Annotated in this window: 16 protein-coding genes; 10 read left to right on the top strand and 6 right to left on the bottom strand. The window is 71.4% G+C overall.

Features of this window, described 5'->3' with window-relative positions:
* Positions 1–3: 3 nt before the first annotated feature.
* The 6 genes from V4Y03_RS06850 (at position 4) to V4Y03_RS06825 (ending at position 5,998) form a co-directional block, all read left to right on the top strand.
* On the top strand, positions 4–1,287 hold the full coding sequence (locus V4Y03_RS06850; protein ID WP_317876038.1) for an amidohydrolase family protein: 1,284 nt from the start codon (positions 4–6) through the stop codon (positions 1,285–1,287).
* Complete coding sequence (locus V4Y03_RS06845) at positions 1,284–2,510, top strand: amidohydrolase family protein (protein ID WP_332434332.1); 1,227 nt, start codon at positions 1,284–1,286, stop codon at positions 2,508–2,510. The genes V4Y03_RS06850 and V4Y03_RS06845 overlap by 4 nt, the downstream gene beginning before the upstream one ends.
* Positions 2,511–2,534: 24 nt before the next feature.
* Entirely contained in the window at positions 2,535–3,257 is a 723-nt protein-coding gene (locus V4Y03_RS06840; RefSeq protein WP_332434331.1) for a VIT1/CCC1 transporter family protein, read from the top strand.
* Positions 3,258–3,398: 141 nt separating this feature from the next.
* The gene (locus tag V4Y03_RS06835; RefSeq protein ID WP_317876035.1) at positions 3,399–4,307 is read left to right on the top strand and encodes a sterol desaturase family protein; all 909 of its coding nucleotides are present in this window, start codon (positions 3,399–3,401) and stop codon (positions 4,305–4,307) included.
* A complete protein-coding gene (locus tag V4Y03_RS06830) occupies positions 4,304–4,936 on the top strand; it encodes a lysoplasmalogenase (RefSeq protein ID WP_317876034.1) in 633 nt (210 codons plus the stop codon). The genes V4Y03_RS06835 and V4Y03_RS06830 overlap by 4 nt, the downstream gene beginning before the upstream one ends.
* A gap of 18 nt (positions 4,937–4,954) precedes the next feature.
* On the top strand, positions 4,955–5,998 hold the full coding sequence (locus V4Y03_RS06825; protein WP_332434330.1) for a zinc-dependent alcohol dehydrogenase family protein: 1,044 nt from the start codon (positions 4,955–4,957) through the stop codon (positions 5,996–5,998).
* 60 nt (positions 5,999–6,058) lie between these two features.
* Here V4Y03_RS06825 and V4Y03_RS06820 read toward each other — a convergent pair whose 3' ends face one another.
* Positions 6,059–7,360 (bottom strand): CoA transferase, encoded by a 1,302-nt coding sequence (locus V4Y03_RS06820; RefSeq protein WP_332434329.1) that lies wholly within the window; start codon positions 7,358–7,360, stop codon positions 6,059–6,061.
* 102 nt (positions 7,361–7,462) lie between these two features.
* The gene (locus V4Y03_RS06815) at positions 7,463–8,998 is read right to left on the bottom strand and encodes a S8 family peptidase (RefSeq protein WP_332434328.1); all 1,536 of its coding nucleotides are present in this window, start codon (positions 8,996–8,998) and stop codon (positions 7,463–7,465) included.
* A gap of 272 nt (positions 8,999–9,270) precedes the next feature.
* Here V4Y03_RS06815 and V4Y03_RS06810 point away from each other — a divergent pair, with 272 nt between their 5' ends.
* The 3 genes from V4Y03_RS06810 (at position 9,271) to moaA (ending at position 12,437) form a co-directional block, all read left to right on the top strand.
* Entirely contained in the window at positions 9,271–9,645 is a 375-nt protein-coding gene (locus V4Y03_RS06810) for a DUF485 domain-containing protein (protein ID WP_317874783.1), read from the top strand.
* On the top strand, positions 9,642–11,282 hold the full coding sequence (locus V4Y03_RS06805) for a solute symporter family protein (RefSeq protein WP_317874782.1): 1,641 nt from the start codon (positions 9,642–9,644) through the stop codon (positions 11,280–11,282). The genes V4Y03_RS06810 and V4Y03_RS06805 overlap by 4 nt, the downstream gene beginning before the upstream one ends.
* 165 nt (positions 11,283–11,447) lie before the next feature.
* A complete protein-coding gene (gene moaA, locus V4Y03_RS06800) occupies positions 11,448–12,437 on the top strand; it encodes a GTP 3',8-cyclase MoaA (protein ID WP_317874781.1) in 990 nt (329 codons plus the stop codon).
* Between the two features lie 15 nt (positions 12,438–12,452).
* Here the strand turns inward: moaA and V4Y03_RS06795 are convergent, their stop codons facing one another.
* On the bottom strand, positions 12,453–12,788 hold the full coding sequence (locus V4Y03_RS06795; RefSeq protein ID WP_332434327.1) for a hypothetical protein: 336 nt from the start codon (positions 12,786–12,788) through the stop codon (positions 12,453–12,455).
* A gap of 125 nt (positions 12,789–12,913) precedes the next feature.
* Positions 12,914–13,258 (bottom strand): DUF3099 domain-containing protein, encoded by a 345-nt coding sequence (locus V4Y03_RS06790; RefSeq protein ID WP_332434326.1) that lies wholly within the window; start codon positions 13,256–13,258, stop codon positions 12,914–12,916.
* A gap of 168 nt (positions 13,259–13,426) precedes the next feature.
* Between V4Y03_RS06790 and V4Y03_RS06785 the strand changes: the two genes are divergently transcribed.
* Entirely contained in the window at positions 13,427–13,702 is a 276-nt protein-coding gene (locus V4Y03_RS06785; RefSeq protein WP_317874778.1) for a GlsB/YeaQ/YmgE family stress response membrane protein, read from the top strand.
* 94 nt (positions 13,703–13,796) lie between these two features.
* Here the strand turns inward: V4Y03_RS06785 and tyrS are convergent, their stop codons facing one another.
* Both tyrS and V4Y03_RS06775 read right to left on the bottom strand, forming a co-directional pair.
* Complete coding sequence (gene tyrS / locus V4Y03_RS06780) at positions 13,797–15,062, bottom strand: tyrosine--tRNA ligase (protein WP_317874777.1); 1,266 nt, start codon at positions 15,060–15,062, stop codon at positions 13,797–13,799.
* Positions 15,063–15,117: 55 nt separating this feature from the next.
* A complete protein-coding gene (locus tag V4Y03_RS06775) occupies positions 15,118–16,509 on the bottom strand; it encodes a metallopeptidase TldD-related protein (RefSeq protein WP_317874776.1) in 1,392 nt (463 codons plus the stop codon).
* Positions 16,510–16,538: the final 29 nt, after the last annotated feature.

The following is a 16,538-nucleotide window of genomic DNA, read 5'->3' as shown; positions in this document are numbered from 1 at the left end:
CCGATGAGTCATGAAGACCCGTACCTGATCATCTCCTCCGACTGCCACGCCGGGCTGCCCACCGAGGAGTACCGGCCCTATCTCGACCCCCGCTTCCACCGCGAGTTCGACGACTTCCTGGCCGGCCGGGACGCCCGCCGGGAAGCCATGACCCGGCTCGGGGTGCGCAACGAGGCCTTCGCCGACCGCTGGTTCCACGACAACGAGGAGGGGCTGCGCGGCGGCTGGGACCCCGTGCAGCGGCTCAAGGAACTCGACGGCGACGGGGTGGCGGCGGAGGTCGTCTTCCCCGACGCGGACGCCGTCGACAGCCAGACCGCCGCCCCCTTCGGTGTCGGCCTGGGGCTCTCCGGCGACCAGGACCCCGAGCTGGGCATGGCGGGCGCGCAGGCGCACAACCGGTGGCTCGCCGAGTTCGTCGGACAGAACCCCGAGCGGCACTGCGGGGTGGCGCTGCTGCCGATCACCGCCGAGCCGGCGAAGGTCGTCGCCGAGATACACCGCGCCAAGGAGTCCGGGCTCGGCGCGCTGATGATCCCCTCCATGTGGGTCGACAAGGCGCCGTACCACGACCGGCGCTACGACCCGGTCTGGGCCGCCGCCGCCGAGACCGGGATGCCGCTGGTCACCCACTCGGGGGCCGCGCCGCGCGAGGAGTACGGCGACCACCTCGGCATCTACGTCTCCGAAGTCACCTTCTGGCCGGCCAGGCCGCTCTGGTTCCTGCTCTGGTCCGGGGTCTTCGAGCGCCACCCCGGCCTGCGGTTCGGCATCGCGGAGTCCGGCTGCTGGTGGCTGCCCAACCTGCTGTGGTTCATGGACCGGCTCTACCTCGGCGCGCACGGCGGCAAGAAGCTGTCCCCGTTCGCCGAGCTGAAGCGCCCGCCCAGCGAGTACCTGGACCGGCAGGTCTTCATCTGCGCCACCAACACCAAACGGCGGGAACTCGCCCAGCGGTACGAGATCGGCGTCGACAACATCCTGTGGGGCTCGGACTTCCCGCACCCCGAGGGCACCTGGCCGGACACGCGCGCGTGGCTCCGGAAGACCTTCCACGACATCCCGGTGACGGAGACCCGCCGGATGCTGGGGCTCGCGGCGGCCGAGGTCTTCGGATTCGATATTCGAATATTGGATCCGATCGCCCGACGCATCGGCCCCACCCCGGCCGACCTCGGCCAGCCCGCCGACCAGGCCGCCGTGGAGGCCTCCTGGGCCCGCTCCCGCGAGGTCGGCCGTCACTGGCTCACGGACCACGACTTCCCGACGCTGGGAGCCACGCCATGACCGACCGCTACACGGTGATCTCCGCCGACTGCCACGCGGGCGGGGACCTCCTCGACTACCGGCCGTACCTGGAGAAGAAGCACCACGAGGACTTCGACGCCTGGGCGGCGACCTACGTCAACCCGTACGAGGACCTGCTCGCCGACACCGCCGACCGCAACTGGAACTCGCAGCGCCGGCTGCGCGAGCTGGAGGCGGACGGCATCGTCGCCGAGGTCGTCTTCCCGAACACCATCCCGCCGTTCTTCCCCAAGGCCTCCCTGATGGCCCAGCCGCCCACCGCCGCCGAGTACGAGCAGCGCTGGGCCGGGCTCCAGGCGCACAACCGCTGGCTGGCCGACTTCTGCGCGGACGCGCCGGGGCGCAGGGCGGGTGTGGCGCAGATCCTCCTCAACGACGTGGACGCGGCGGTCGCGGAGATCCGCCGCACCCGCGAGGCCGGGCTCACCGGCGGCATCCTGCTCCCCGGGGTCCCGCCGGGCTCGCCCGTGCCCGAGCTGTACTCGGAGGCGTACGACCCGATCTGGGCCGTCTGCGCCGAGCTCGACGTCCCCGTCAACCACCACGGCGGCTCGGCCTCGCCGCCGCTGGGCGACGAACCGGCCGCGCGGGCCGTCTTCATGGTGGAGACCACCTGGTTCTCGCACCGGGCGCTGTGGCACCTGGTCTTCGGCGGCGTCTTCCGGCGCCACCCGGGGCTCAAGCTGGTCCTCACCGAGCAGGGCTCCGGCTGGATCCCGGGCGTGCTCGACATGCTGGACTACTACCACGGCCGGCTGGTCGCGGCCTCGACCCGGGCGAGCACCGCCGAGTCGAAGTTCGGTGCCGGGCTCGCCGAGTCGATGGGCCGGGGGCCCAGCGAGGTCTGGCGGGAGAACTGCTTCGTCGGGGCGAGCTTCATGCGCCCCCACGAGGTGCCGCTGCGCGAGCGGATCGGCCTCGACAAGATCATGTGGGGCAGCGACTACCCGCACGACGAGGGCACCACCCCGTACTCCCGTGAAGGCCTCCGGATCGCCTACGCGGGACTGCCCCAGGAGGAGGTCGCGGCGATGGTCGGCGGCAACGCGGCCCGCGTCTACGGCTTCGACCTCGACCTGCTCGACGCCGTGGCCGCCGTCCACGGCCCGACCGTCGAGGAGATCGCCGAACCCCTGAAGGAGATCCCGGCGGGTGCCACCAGCCCGGCCTTCGCCCCCGGCGGGTCGGTCCGCGTCTGGTGAGCCGCCGGGTGCGACCCTCCTGACGTGACCGCACCCCCCGTACCGGGCGACGCACACGCCGAGGCCCACGGCGGCCTCGGCGCCCGCCTCAACTGGCTCCGGGCCGCCGTGCTCGGAGCCAATGACGGAGTCGTCTCCACCGCCGGTCTCGTCGTCGGCGTGGCCGGCGCCACCGGGTCCCGGGCCGCCCTGCTCACGGCAGGCCTGGCCGGGCTGCTCGCCGGGTCGATGTCGATGGCGGCGGGGGAGTACGTCTCGGTCTCCACCCAGCGCGACTCCGAGAGGGCGGCGCTCGCCCAGGAGAAGCGCGAACTGCGCGAGCGGCCGGAGGCCGAGCTCGACGAACTGACCGGCCTCCTGGCCACCCACGGCCTCTCCCGCGAGGTGGCCCGCGAGGCCGCCGAACAGCTCACCGCCCGCGACGCCCTGCGGGCCCACGCGCGCGTGGAGCTGGGCATCGACCCCGACGACCTCACCAACCCCTGGCACGCGGCGGGCGCCAGCTTCCTCGCCTTCACCGTCGGAGCCCTGCTCCCGCTCCTCGCGATCGTCCTGCCACCGGCCTCCGTGCGGCTCTGGATCACGGTCGTCTCCGTCCTGGCGGCCCTGACCCTCACCGGCTGGGGGAGCGCCCGCCTCGGCGACGCCCCCGCGGGCCGCGCGGTCCTGCGCAACGTGGCGGGCGGTGCCCTGGCGATGGCGGTCACCTACGGAGCGGGCTCCCTGCTGGACGTCTCGGGGGTCTGACGGGGGCGCGGGCAGCCCTTCACCATAAGGCCCTGATCAGAACTTGTCAGAAGGTGCCAAAGCTTGCTGACAAGCCGTCTCGCATACTTGTTGGTAACCACGTCTAGCCGCACCCCCGCCCACGCCTCTACCGTCGACGGCATGCCGAACCTGCCCGATGTCGTTCTCTGGTCCATACCGGCGTTCGTCCTGCTCACCGTCCTGGAGATGGTCAGCCACCGGATCCACCCCGACGAGGACGCCGCCGGGTACGAGACCAAGGACGCCGCCACCAGCCTCGGCATGGGGATCGGGAGCCTCGCCTTCGACGCGCTGTGGAAGATCCCGGTCGTCGCGATCTACACCGCCGTCTACGAGCTGACCCCGCTCCGCGTCCCCGTCCTCTGGTGGACGATCCCGCTCATGCTGCTCGCGCAGGACTTCCTGTACTACTGGCAGCACCGGGGACACCACGTCATCCGGGTCCTCTGGGCCTGTCACGTCGTCCACCACAGCAGCCGCAAGTTCAACCTCACCACCGCCCTGCGCCAGCCGTGGACCAGCGTGACGGGCTGGCCGTTCTACCTGCCGATGATCGCCCTCGGCGTGCACCCGGCGGCCGTCGCGTTCTGCTACTCGATCAACCTCGTCTACCAGTTCTGGATCCACACCGAGCGGGTCGACAAGCTGCCCCGGCCCTTCGAGTACGTCCTCAACACGCCCTCGCACCACCGTGTCCACCACGCCTCCCAGGGCGGCTACCTCGACCGGAACTTCGGCGGCATCCTCATCGTCTGGGACCGGATGTTCGGCTCCTGGGTCCCCGAGACCGACCGGCCCGTGTACGGGCTCACCAAGAACATCGAGACGTACAACCCGCTCCGCGTCGCCACCCACGAGTACGCCGCCATCGCCCGCGACCTCCGCGCCGCGAACGACTGGCGCGAACGGGCGGGCCGGGTCTTCCGGGGCCCCGGCTGGCAGCCGGCCGCCGCCACCGCCACCGCGAGCACGGCCACCCCCGCTCCGGCGGACACGACCACCACCACCGCCCCCGAGGTGACCGCGTGAAGACCTCCTCCCGCGTCCTGCTCGCCGCCTTCGGGCTCGCCGCAGCCGTCGACCTGGTCTCCCTGCTCGCCGGCGCCGAGCTCGGCCACCAGATCGCCAAGCCCCTCCTGATGCCGCTGCTCGCCGCGTACGCCGTCACCCTGGGCGCCCCGAAGCTGCTGACCGCCGCGCTCCTCTTCGGCTGGGGCGGCGACCTCTTCCTGCTCTCCGACGCCGACTGGGCCTTCCTCGTCGGCATGGGCTCCTTCGCCGCCGGGCACGTCTGCTACCTGGTCCTCTTCGGACGCCGGCGTACGTCCCCTCAGCTCGGCGTCCTGTACGCGGTCGCCCTCGCCGGCACCCTCGTGCTCCTGTGGCCCGACCTCCCCGCCGACCTGCGGATCCCGGTCGCCGCGTACTCCCTGCTCCTCGCCGCCATGGCCTACCGCGCGAGCGCCCTCGGGCTGCTCGCGGGGGTCGGCGGCGCGCTGTTCCTGCTGTCCGACACCCTCATCGCCACCGGCGTCGCCGAATGGCCGCAGCTGCCCGCGCCCGACTTCTGGGTCATGCTGACCTACATCGCGGCGCAGTACCTGCTGACGGTGGGAGCACTCGGGGCGATGTACGGTGAACGTCGTACAACTGTCTGACAGCAAGGACCGTCCGCCATGCGCGCCACCACCATCCACGCCCCGTTCGACATGCGCGTGGAGGACGTGCCCGACCCGGTGATCCAGGACCCCACGGACGTCGTCCTGCGGGTCCTGCGCGCCTGCATCTGCGGCAGCGACCTCTGGGCCTACCGAGGCGAGTCCGCCCGGCAGCCCGGCCAGCGCATCGGCCACGAGTTCCTCGGCATCGTCGAGGCGGCCGGCTCCGAGGTCACCGGCTTCACCGCCGGCGACCTCGTCGTCGCCCCCTTCGTCTGGTCCGACGGCACCTGCGACTACTGCGCCGAGGGCCTCCAGACCTCCTGCCCGCAGGGCGGCTTCTGGGGCTCCGCCGGCTCCGACGGCGGCCAGGGCGAGGCCGTCCGGGTGCCCTTCGCCGACGGCACCCTCGTCAAGCTGCCCGCCGACGCCGCCTCCGACGACCACCTGCTGACCGCGCTCCTCGCGCTCTCCGACGTCATGGGCACCGGCCACCACGCCGCCCTCGGCGCGGGCGTGAAGCCCGGCTCCACCGTCGCCGTCGTCGGTGACGGCGCGGTCGGCCTCTGCGGCGTCCTCGCCGCCAAGCGGCTCGGCGCCGAGCGGATCATCGCGCTGGGCCGGCACACCGCCCGTACCGACATCGCCCGGCTCTTCGGCGCCACCGACGTCGTCGCCGAGCGCGGCGAGGCCGCCGAGGCCGCCGTCCGCGAGCTCACCGGCGGCCAGGGCGCCCACGGCGTCATCGAGGCCGTCGGCACCGAGCAGTCCATGCGGACCGCCGTCGCCATCGCCCGCGACGGCGGCTCCATCGGCTACGTCGGCGTCCCGCACGGCAGCGGCACCGGCCTCGACCTGTCCGTCATGTTCGACCGGAACATCGCGCTGCGCGGCGGCGTCGCCCCCGTGCGCGCGTACATCCCGGAACTGCTCCCCGACGTCCTCGACGGCACCATCGACCCGTCCCCGGTCTTCGACCTGACCGTCGGCCTGGACGGCGTCCCCGGCGGCTACAAGGCGATGGACGAGCGCACGTCCCTGAAGGTCCTCGTCAAGCCGTAACGGCGTCCCCGGGCCGTACGGTCCGGCCGGGCCCGACGAACCCGGCCGGACCGCACCCCGTCAGCCCCCCAGCCACTCCGGCGCGTCCGCCCCCGCGATGCCCGGCGGCCGGGACCACCCCGCCGGACCGCCCTCGTACGACACCGGCGAAAGCGCGTGCCGCAACCGCCCCAACGGCCCCTCCGACTCCGCGAGATACCGCCCCGGCTCGTACCGCGGCAGCGTCCCCGTCAGCCAGTGCCCCGTCTGCGCCAGCGCGAGCCGGACGAGACGGCTGCCGCCCTCCGCGCGCTGCTCGGTCAGCGACCGCAGCACCGTCGCCGCCAGCAGATAACCCGTGCCGTGGTCCAGGGCCTGCGCCGGCAGCGCCCCCGGCTCCTCGGCCGACCCCTCGGCGACCGCGATCCCGGTCGCCACCTGGACCAGGCTGTCGAAGCCGCGCCGCCCGCCCCACGGCCCGTAGTCGCCCCAGGCGGAGAGCCGGGCGGTCACCAGACCCGGCCGCCCCAGGTCGAACCGGTCGAGCGCCCCCGGCCGGTAGCCGGTCACCAACACATCGGCGGAGTCGAGGAGTTCACCGAAGGTGCGCCGGTCCGAAGGGCGGTCCAGATCGAGCGCGGCGGTCCGCTTCCCGACGTCCGTGTCCGCGTGCTGGTCCGGCAGTTCGGGGTTGCCCGGCGGGTCGATCCGCAGCACGTCCGCCCCCAGCAGCGCCAGCGTCCTCGTCGCGACCGGCCCGGCGATCACCCGGGTCAGATCCAGGACCCGCAGCGGCCCCGAACGGCGCCGCGGCGGAGCCTCGTCGAGCCGCTCCCGGGTCAGCAGCGGTCGCGCCGCCACCTCCCGGCCCTGCGGATGCGCCGCCCACTCCCCGGGCGTGCGCAGGGCGACGGCCAGCCCCCCGGCCGCGTACACCGCCGTCTCGACCTCGACGGCCTTCCGCTCCCCGACCGCCGCGGCGACGGCCTCCACCGACTCCTCCCGCACGCCGAGCGCGGTGAGCAACGCCGCCCGGTGGTGCGGGTAGTTGGCGTGGGTACGGACCCAGCCGTCGGCCGCCCGCCAGAACCGCGACAGCGGCGCGAAGTTCACCGGGGCCCGACCGTCGACCCGCAGATGACGCTCACTCACGAAGGCGGTGGCGACGGCCCCGTCGTCCACCCGCACCGGACCCGCACCGCCCGCGTGCTCCACCGCGGCGAGCCCGGCGACGGCGACCGTCGCCCGCGCCAGATCCATCACCGGCAGCCGCGCGGGCAGCAGCCCGGACACCCCGCCGTACTCCACCCGGTCGACCAGGGCGGGATCGCCGCCGAGGGCCGACCACAGCAACTCCGTACCGGAACGCACTGTGTTGTCCATGGCGGCACTATGGCACTCGGTGCCATACGAAAGGGCCCTGGTGTGGCTCACCACACCAGGGCCCTTCCTCACTCGACCTCCGCGATCAGGACCTGTCCGGCCTTAGCGGCGGACGGCGTCCAGCGCGTCGATCAGACCGGCCCCGTAGAAGCCGTTCTTGTTCTTGCCACCCTCGCAGACGGCGTCGATCTTGCCGTCGTTGTCGATGTCGTACGGGTTGGTGCAGGCGCGGTCGTCGGCCTGCGCGTACAGCAGCGCCTTCAGCGCCGCCGGGCTCGCGTGGGGGTGCGTCGACTTGATGAGCGCCAGGACACCCGCCGCGTGCGGCGAGGCCATCGACGTACCGGCCTTGTAGTTGTAGCCGCCGTTGACCGTGGTCGACAGGATGCGGCCGTTGACCGCCGGGGCGTCCGGGGCCTGGTAGACGGTGCTGTCGCCACCGGGGGCGGCGACGTCGATGACACCGAGACCGTAGTTGGAGTAGGACGCCTTGAGGTCCTTGGCTCCGGTCGCGGAGACCGTCACGACGCCCGGCAGCATCGCCGGGTAGTCGAAGCACTCCTTCGGGTCGATGACCCGGTCGCCCGGAGTGGTGTCGTTCGGGCTGCTGTTGTCGAGGATCGAGTCGGCCGCGAGGTCGAACTTCGAGTTGCCCGCCGCCGCGACGTTGACCGTGCCCCGGCGCTCCGCGTAGCGGGTCGCGCGGGTGACGGCCTCGATCAGGGCCTTCTGGTCCGCGTCGTTCTTGCACGCGAACATCCACGGGTCGGTGTAGTAGCTGTTGTTCGTGATGTCGACGCCGTGCTCGGCCGCCCACACGAAGCCACAGACCACGGCCTCGGTGTAGAAGAAGCCGTCCGGGGTGGACACCTTGATGCCGGCGAGCTTCACGCCCGGCGCGACACCGGTGACGCCGATGCCGTTCTTGGCGGCGCCGATGGTGCCGGCGACGTGCGTGCCGTGGTCGCTCTCGCCCACGTTCGGACGCCACGATCCGGCGGTGGTGTCCGGCTTGCCGGACACGCAGTTGGCGGACTTGGCGGCGTCGAAGTTCGGCGCCAGGTCCGGGTGGGTGTCGTCGACACCGGTGTCGATGATGCCGACCGTGACCCGCTTGCTGCCGAGGGTCTTCTGGTGGGCCTTGTCGGCCTTGATCGCCGGGAGGTCCCACTGCAGGGGCTCCAGCGGGTCCTGCTCGTCCGTCGCGCGCTCGGCGGCGGCCTTCGCCTCGGCGGCGGACAGCGTCTGCGCGCCCTCGTCGACGGCGTCGTCGGACTGGACGGTCAGCGGGGCGGTACGGGTCGAACCGGCCGACACCACACCGCGCGCCTGACGGATCGTCTTCGCGAACTCGGGGTTCTGCGAGTGGACGACTATGACGCCTATCTGGTCGTACGAGACGACGACCTCGCCACCGGCGGCGGCTATGGCCTTCTTCACCGAGGCGGCGGTCCAGCGGCCACCGTCGACGTTGACGACGTACGAGAGCTTCGGGCCGTTCGTCGCGACGGCGGCCGGAGCGTCACTCAGTTCCGCGGCGGAGGCGGCGCCGGGCGCAAGGAAGCCGAGCGAGGCCGTGAGCGCGAGACCAACCGGCAGAGCGAGAGCTCGACCGCGCCTCGATCCCAGATGAGCCATGGGTTCTCCACATCATCCGTATGTACTGTCCACGCGCGGGTTTGCGCGCGGACAGGTGCATGACGAGTGAAGCTATCGCTGATCTTCCCGAAGCTTCAATGAGTTGAGAAGTTTTCATGAAGATCTGTTCAAAGAAATCCACGGAGTGAACCGCTTCGCTTCCCGCTCCGTGCCGTTGGGCAGGGGAGGAGCTCCGCTCGGAGTCCCGCGTCCGCACCCCAGGTGAGGCCCCCTTGACCATGCCGCCCGCCCCCGCGTCACGAGGAGAATCCGTGGCTACCGAAGCACCGCCGCCGCCCAGAGACGGGACGGCGACCGCCGCCGGTCCCGTACAGCCCACGACGGAGGAGTTCGTCGAGGTGCAGCAGGGCGAGGAGTTCGGCGAACTGCGCCGCACGTACCGCTCGTTCGCCTTCCCGCTCACCCTGGCCTTCATCGCCTGGTACCTGCTGTACGTGCTGCTCTCCAACTACGCGGGCGGCTTCATGGGCACCAAGGTCTTCGGCAACATCAACATGGCGCTGGTCCTGGGCCTCGGCCAGTTCCTCACCACCTTCCTCATCGCCTGGCTCTACTCGCGGCACGCGGCGAACCGGCTCGACCCCAAGGCCGAAGCCATCAGAACCCGTATGGAGGGCGACGTATGAGCACCCCCGTCCTGCTCGCGGCGGGCAACGCCACCAGCGAGCACCGGCCGCTGATCATCGCCCTCTTCGGCGCCTTCGTCCTCGCGACCCTGGTCATCACCGTCTGGGCCGGCCGCCAGACCCGCAGCGCCGCCGACTTCTACGCCGGCGGAGGCCAGTTCACCGGCTTCCAGAACGGCCTCGCGATCTCCGGCGACTACATGTCCGCCGCGTCCTTCCTCGGCATCAGCGGCGCCATCGCCCTCTACGGCTACGACGGCTTCCTCTACTCGATCGGCTTCCTGGTCGCCTGGCTCGTCGCCCTGCTCCTGGTCGCCGAACCGCTGCGCAACTCCGGCCGGTTCACGATGGGCGACGTCCTCGCCTACCGGATGCGCCAGCGGCCCGTCAGGACCGCCGCCGGCACCTCCACCATCGTCGTCTCGATCTTCTACCTGCTCGCGCAGATGGCGGGCGCGGGCGTCCTCGTCTCGCTGCTGCTCGGCATCACCAGCGACGGCGGCAAGATCGCGATCGTCGCCCTCGTCGGCCTCCTGATGATCGTGTACGTGACCATCGGCGGCATGAAGGGCACCACCTGGGTGCAGATGGTCAAGGCGGTCCTGCTCATCGCGGGCACGCTCCTGATCACCTTCCTCATCCTGCTCAAGTTCGACTTCAACATCTCGGACCTGCTCGGCGCCGCCGCCACCAACAGCGGCAAGGGCGACGCCTTCCTGGAGCCCGGCCTCAAGTACGGCGCCACCGCCCTGTCGAAGCTGGACTTCCTCTCGCTCGGCATCGCGCTCGTCCTCGGCACGGCCGGCCTCCCGCACATCCTGATCCGCTTCTACACGGTGCCGACCGCCAAGGCCGCCCGGAAGTCGGTCAACTGGGCCATCGGCATCATCGGCGCGTTCTACCTGATGACGATCGTCCTCGGCTTCGGCGCCGCCGCCCTGCTCAGCGGCGACACCATCAAGGCCTCCAACAAGGCGGGCAACACGGCGGCCCCGCTCACCGCCCTGGAGGTCGGCGGCGGCGCCGGCTCCACCGGCGGCGCGATCCTCCTCGCCGTCATCTCCGCCGTCGCCTTCGCCACCATCCTCGCGGTGGTCGCCGGTCTGACCCTGGCCTCGTCCTCGTCCTTCGCGCACGACATCTACGCGAACGTGATCAAGCGCGGCAAGGCCACCGAGAAGGAGGAGATGCGGGCCGCCCGCTGGTCCACCGTCCTCATCGGCATCGTGTCGATCGCGCTCGGCGCCCTCGCCCGCGACCTCAACGTCGCCGGCCTGGTCGCCCTCGCCTTCGCGGTCGCCGCCTCGGCCAACCTGCCGACGATCCTCTACTCGCTCTTCTGGAAGCGGTTCACCACCCGGGGCGCGCTCTGGTCGATCTACGGCGGACTGATCTCCTCCGTGGTCCTCGTCCTCTTCTCGCCGGTGGTCTCCGGCGGTCCGGCCTCGATGTTCAAGGGCGTGGACTTCCACTGGTTCCCGCTGGAGAACCCCGGCCTCGTCTCGATCCCGCTCGGCTTCCTCCTCGGCTGGCTCGGCTCGCTCCTCTCCAAGGAGGAGCCGGACGCCGGCAAGTACGCGGAGCTGGAGGTCAAGTCCCTCACCGGGGTCGGGGTCGCCGCAGCGGTCAAGCACTGACCGGAACGCGACCGGTCGTATACGTTCCGCAGCGATCGGACGGCCGCGTCGTAGAGTTCTACGACGCGGCCGAGCCGGTCCTCGTGACAATCTGCCCTGCTCGTCGTCGGTGTGCTCGCGTAGGCTCGGAACACACGCAACCACAAGACGGGGAGGGGGCCGACAGTGCTCATCGACACCTATGGCCGAGTCGCCACCGACCTGCGCGTCTCGCTGACGGACCGGTGCAACCTGCGCTGCACGTACTGCATGCCGGAGGAGGGCCTGCAGTGGCTCGCCAAGCCGGATCTCCTCACCGATGACGAGATCGTCCGGCTGATCCGTATCGCGGTCACCGACCTCGGCGTCAACGAGGTCCGCTTCACCGGCGGCGAGCCGCTGCTCCGCCCCGGCATCGTCGGCATCGTCGAGCGCTGCGCGGCCCTGGAGCCCCGCCCCCGGATGTCCCTCACCACCAACGGCATCGGGCTGAAGCGCACCGCCGCCGCCCTCAGGGCCGCGGGCCTCGACCGGGTCAACGTCTCCCTGGACACCTTGCGCCCCGAGGTCTTCAAGACGCTCACCCGGCGTGACCGCCACCGGGACGTCCTCGACGGCATGGCCGCCGCCCGGGACGCCGGACTCACCCCGGTCAAGGTCAACGCCGTCCTGATGCCGGGGCTCAACGCCGACGAGGCCCCCGACCTCCTCGCCTGGGCGATCACCGAGGGTTACGAGCTCCGCTTCATCGAGCAGATGCCGCTGGACGCCCAGCACGGCTGGAAGCGCGACGGCATGATCACCGCCGGGGACATCCTGGAGTCCCTGCGCACCCGCTTCACACTGACCGCCGAGGGCGCCGACGAGCGCGGCTCGGCCCCCGCCGAGCGGTGGACCGTCGACGGCGGACCGCACACGGTCGGCGTCATCGCCTCCGTCACCCGCCCCTTCTGCCGGGCCTGCGACCGGACCCGGCTCACCGCCGACGGACAGGTGCGGACCTGTCTGTTCGCCACCGAGGAGACGGACCTGCGGGCCGCCCTCCGGTCGGACGCGGGGGACGGGGCGGTCGCGGAGCTGTGGAAGAAGGCGATGTGGGGCAAGAAGGCCGGCTCCGGCCTCGACGACCCCGGCTTCCTCCAGCCCGAGCGCCCGATGTCGGCGATCGGCGGCTGACGCCGGCCGGAGTCTCTAAGGACTGCCCTCGGAACCGGACTCGGAACCGGACTCGGAACCGGACTCGGAACCGGACTCGGAACCGGACTCGGACTCCCAGTCCACGAGGGGGACGACGTCCTTGAGGAAGCCCCTTACGCTCAGGAACTGCGAGAGGTGTTCGCGGTGCTCCTCGCACGCGAGCCAGGTCTTGCGGCGCTCGGGCGTGTGCAGCTTGGGGTTGTTCCACGCGAGGACCCAGACGGCGTCGGCGCGGCAGGCCTTGGCGGAACAGATCGGCTTCTCTTCGCTCACCCGGTCATTGTCCAGCAAGGGCGATGCCGAGCAGCCACGGGGGGAGCTGCCCGGCATCGGTCCGTCGCTCCGACGGGGGATGCGGAGCGCGTAGGCAGTATGTCACGGCACATGGGGTCGGGTGCACTGGAACTACATGATTGATCTGAGCTTTTCCTGAGGTTTCCGGCCACTCTCCGTGATCACTTCCGGTCGTTCGGTTGCTCCCCGTCCTTGTCGCCGGAAGTCTCCGTGGCGTCTAGCGCGGGCCGCACCGGAGTCGGTACGAAGGTGGAGGGAAGGGACGGAGTCGACTCGCGGCCCGCGTTCGCGATGACCACGGCGATATAGGGGAGCAGGATGCCCAGGGCGAGCGCGACGACGGCCACATGCCGCTCGACGTTCCACAGCACTGCGGCCGCGATCACGGAGAGCGTCCGGACCGTCATCGAGATGATGTAGCGCCGCTGCCGTCCCCGGACGTCGTCGGCGAGCCCCTGCCGGGCTCCCGTGATCCGGAAGACCTCGGATCCGCCACTCCTCGGCATCGCCGTCCACCACCTGCTGTCGCGCCGGACCCTCCCCGGTCCGGACCTCTTTCCACCGTACGCCCGCCCTTCCGCGCCGACGAGACCGGGGCACGGATGGCGCTGTCCGACATGCGCCGTATGGCCGAGGGGCCGAGACTGGGCGCACATGCGTACAAGGAGGCGACGATGAGTTGGTTGTGGGCGATCATCGTGGGATTCGTCCTCGGCCTGATCGCGAAGGCGATCCTGCCGGGGAAGCAGCAGATCCCGCTCTGGCTGACGACCGTGTTCGGCATTCTCGGCAGCGTGCTCGGCAACGCGGTCGCGACCTGGATCGGAGTCAACGACACCAAGGGCATCGACTGGACCCGCCACCTGCTCCAGCTGATCGGCGCCGTCGCCGTGGTCGGGCTCGGCGACATGGCCTGGACCTCCATGAAGGGAACCCGGCAGCGCAGCTAGCGCCCACCAGGAACACGAAGACCGGGAGGCCCGGTACGGCGCACCACATGCCGTACCGGGCCTCCCGGTTCTCCGCAGCTCGGTCGTACGCGGCTCAGCCGGCGAACTCGATCGCCGCCAGATTCTTCTTGCCGCGCCGCAGCACCAGCCAGCGGCCGTGCAGCAGCTCGTCCGCCGCCACCTCGGCGTCCTCGGCGGTCACCTTCACGTTGTTCACGTAGGCCCCGCCCTCCTTCACCGTGCGCCGCGCCGCCGACTTGCTCGCCGCGAGTCCGACCTCGGTGAACAGGTCCACGACCTGGCCCAGTTCGGTCACCCGCGCGTGCGGCAGCTCGGACAGGGCGGCGGCGAGCGTCGCCTCGTCCAGCTCGGCCAGGTCGCCCTGCCCGAACAGCGCCTTGGAGGCGTTGATGACGGCCGCGCACTGGTCGGCGCCGTGCACCAGGGTGGTGAGCTCCTCGGCCAGCGCGCGCTGCGCGGCCCGCGCCTGCGGCCGCTCGGCGGTCTGCGCCTCCAGCTCCTCCAGCTCCGCGCGGGACTTGAAGGACAGGATGCGCATGTACGTCGAGATGTCCCGGTCGTCCACGTTCAGCCAGAACTGGTAGAACGCGTACGGCGTGGTCATCTCGGCGTCCAGCCAGACGGCCCCGCTCTCGGACTTGCCGAACTTGGTGCCGTCCGCCTTGACCATCAGCGGGGTCGCCAGCGCGTGCGCCTGCGCCCCCGGCTCCAGCCGGTGGATCAGGTCGAGACCGGCCACCAGGTTGCCCCACTGGTCCGAGCCGCCCTGCTGGAGCGTGCAGCCGTAGCGGCGGTACAGCTCCAGGAAGTCCATGCCCTGGAGCAGCTGGTAGCTGAACTCCGTGTAGCTGATGCCCTGCTCGGACTCCAGACGGCGGGCGACGGAGTCCTTGGTCAGCATCTTGTTGACCCGGAAGTGCTTGCCGATGTCCCGCAGGAACTCGATCGCCGACAGGCCGGCGGTCCAGTCCAGGTTGTTCACCATGACCGCCGCGTTCTCCCCCTCGAAGGAGAGGAAGGGCTCGATCTGCGTGCGCAGCCGGTTCACCCAGTTCGCGACCGTCTCGGGGTCGTTCAGGGTGCGCTCGGCCGTCGGCCGCGGGTCACCGATCTGCCCGGTGGCCCCGCCGACCAGCGCCAGCGGCCGGTGCCCGGCCTGCTGGAGCCGGCGGACGGTGAGGACCTGGACCAGGTGGCCGACGTGGAGACTGGCCGCGGTCGGGTCGAAACCGCAATAGAACGTGACGGGACCGTCCGCGAGAGCCTTGCGCAGTGCGTCCTCATCGGTGGACTGGGCGAAGAGCCCACGCCACTTCAGCTCGTCGACGATGTCCGTCACGGTCGTCCGTCTCCTTGATCGATTTGGGGTGGTGCCACGGCCCAGTCTAGGTGGGTCAGACCCCCTTGCTGACCGAGCTCATGTTGAAGTCGGGCACCCGCAGGGCGGGCATCGCGGCCCGGGTGAACCAGTCGCTCCACTCGCGCGGCAGCGTCTTCTCCGTCCGGCCCGCCTCCGAGGCCCGCGACAGCAGGTCCACCGGCGACTCGTTGAACCGGAAGTTGTTCACCTCGCCGACCACCTCGCCGTTCTCGACGAGGTAGACGCCGTCCCGGGTCAGACCGGTGAGCAGCAGCGTCGCCGGATCGACCTCGCGGATGTACCAGAGGCAGGTCAGCAGCAGACCGCGCTCGGTCGAGGCGACCATCTCCTCCAGGGAGCGTTCGCCGCCGCCGTCCAGGATCAGGTTCCCGGCTCCGGGCGCCACGGGCAAATGAGTAAGTCCCGCCGTGTGCCGGGTGGTGATCAGCCGGTCCAGCTTCCCGTCCCGCACCCAGTCCGTCGGCGCGATCGGCAGACCGTTGTCGAAGACCGACGAGTCGTCCCCCGAGGAGTGCGCGATCACGAACGGCGCGGACTCGAGGCCCGGCTCGTTCGGGTCGCTGCGCAGCGTCAGCGGCAGCGGCGACAGGGTCTCGCCGATCCGGGTGCCGCCACCGGGCTTGGAGAAGACCGTACGGCCCTCCACCGCGTCCCGGGCCGTGGACGACCACAGCTGGTAGATCAGCAGGTCGGCCACCGCCGTCGGCGGCAGCAGCGTCTCGTACCGCCCGGCGGGCAGCTCGATCCGCCGCTCCGCCCAGCCGAGCCGGGTCGCCAGCTCGGCGTCGAGCGCCGCCGGATCGACGTCCTTGAAGTCCCGCGTCGAGCGCCCGGCCCAGGCGGAGCGCGAGCGGTCGGGGGACTTGGCGTTCAGCTCCAGGGTCCCGTTGGGCTGGTCGTGGCGGAGCCGCAGGCCCGTCGACGTACCCAGATAGGTGGAGGTCAGCTCGTGGTTGGCGAAGCCGTACAGCTCACGGCCGCCGGACCGGGCGCGGGCGAAGGCCTCGCCGAGCGCCGGGGCGAAGTCGGCGAAGACGGCGGAGGAGGTCTCCGTCGGCGCGTCCGTGAAGTCGGGCGACGAGGGCACGTCCCGTACCAGCGGCTGGGCGTCCTCGGCGGGCCCCGCGGCACGGGCGGCGGCCTCGGCGGCCCGGACCAGGGGCTCCAGGTCGTCGGCGGTCACCGCGGAGCGGGAGACGACACCGGAGGCGGTGCCCTGGGAGCCGTCGACGGTCGCGATCACCGTGAGCGTACGGCCGCGGGTGACGCCGTTGGTCGTGAGCGCGTTGCCCGCCCAGCGCAGATTGGCCGAGGACTCCTCGTCGGCGATGACGACACACCCGTCGGCACGGGACAGCTCGAGGGCCCGCTCGACGATCTCGTACGGCTTGCTGACGCGGCTCATCGTCCGGCCTCCTGCGTCGTGTTGAGGCT

It is taken from the genome of Streptomyces sp. P9-A4 (genome assembly GCF_036634195.1).
GTDB lineage: Bacteria > Actinomycetota > Actinomycetes > Streptomycetales > Streptomycetaceae > Streptomyces.
Note: the sequence above shows the minus strand (reverse complement) of the source record. Positions and strands in the feature narration are given on the sequence as shown.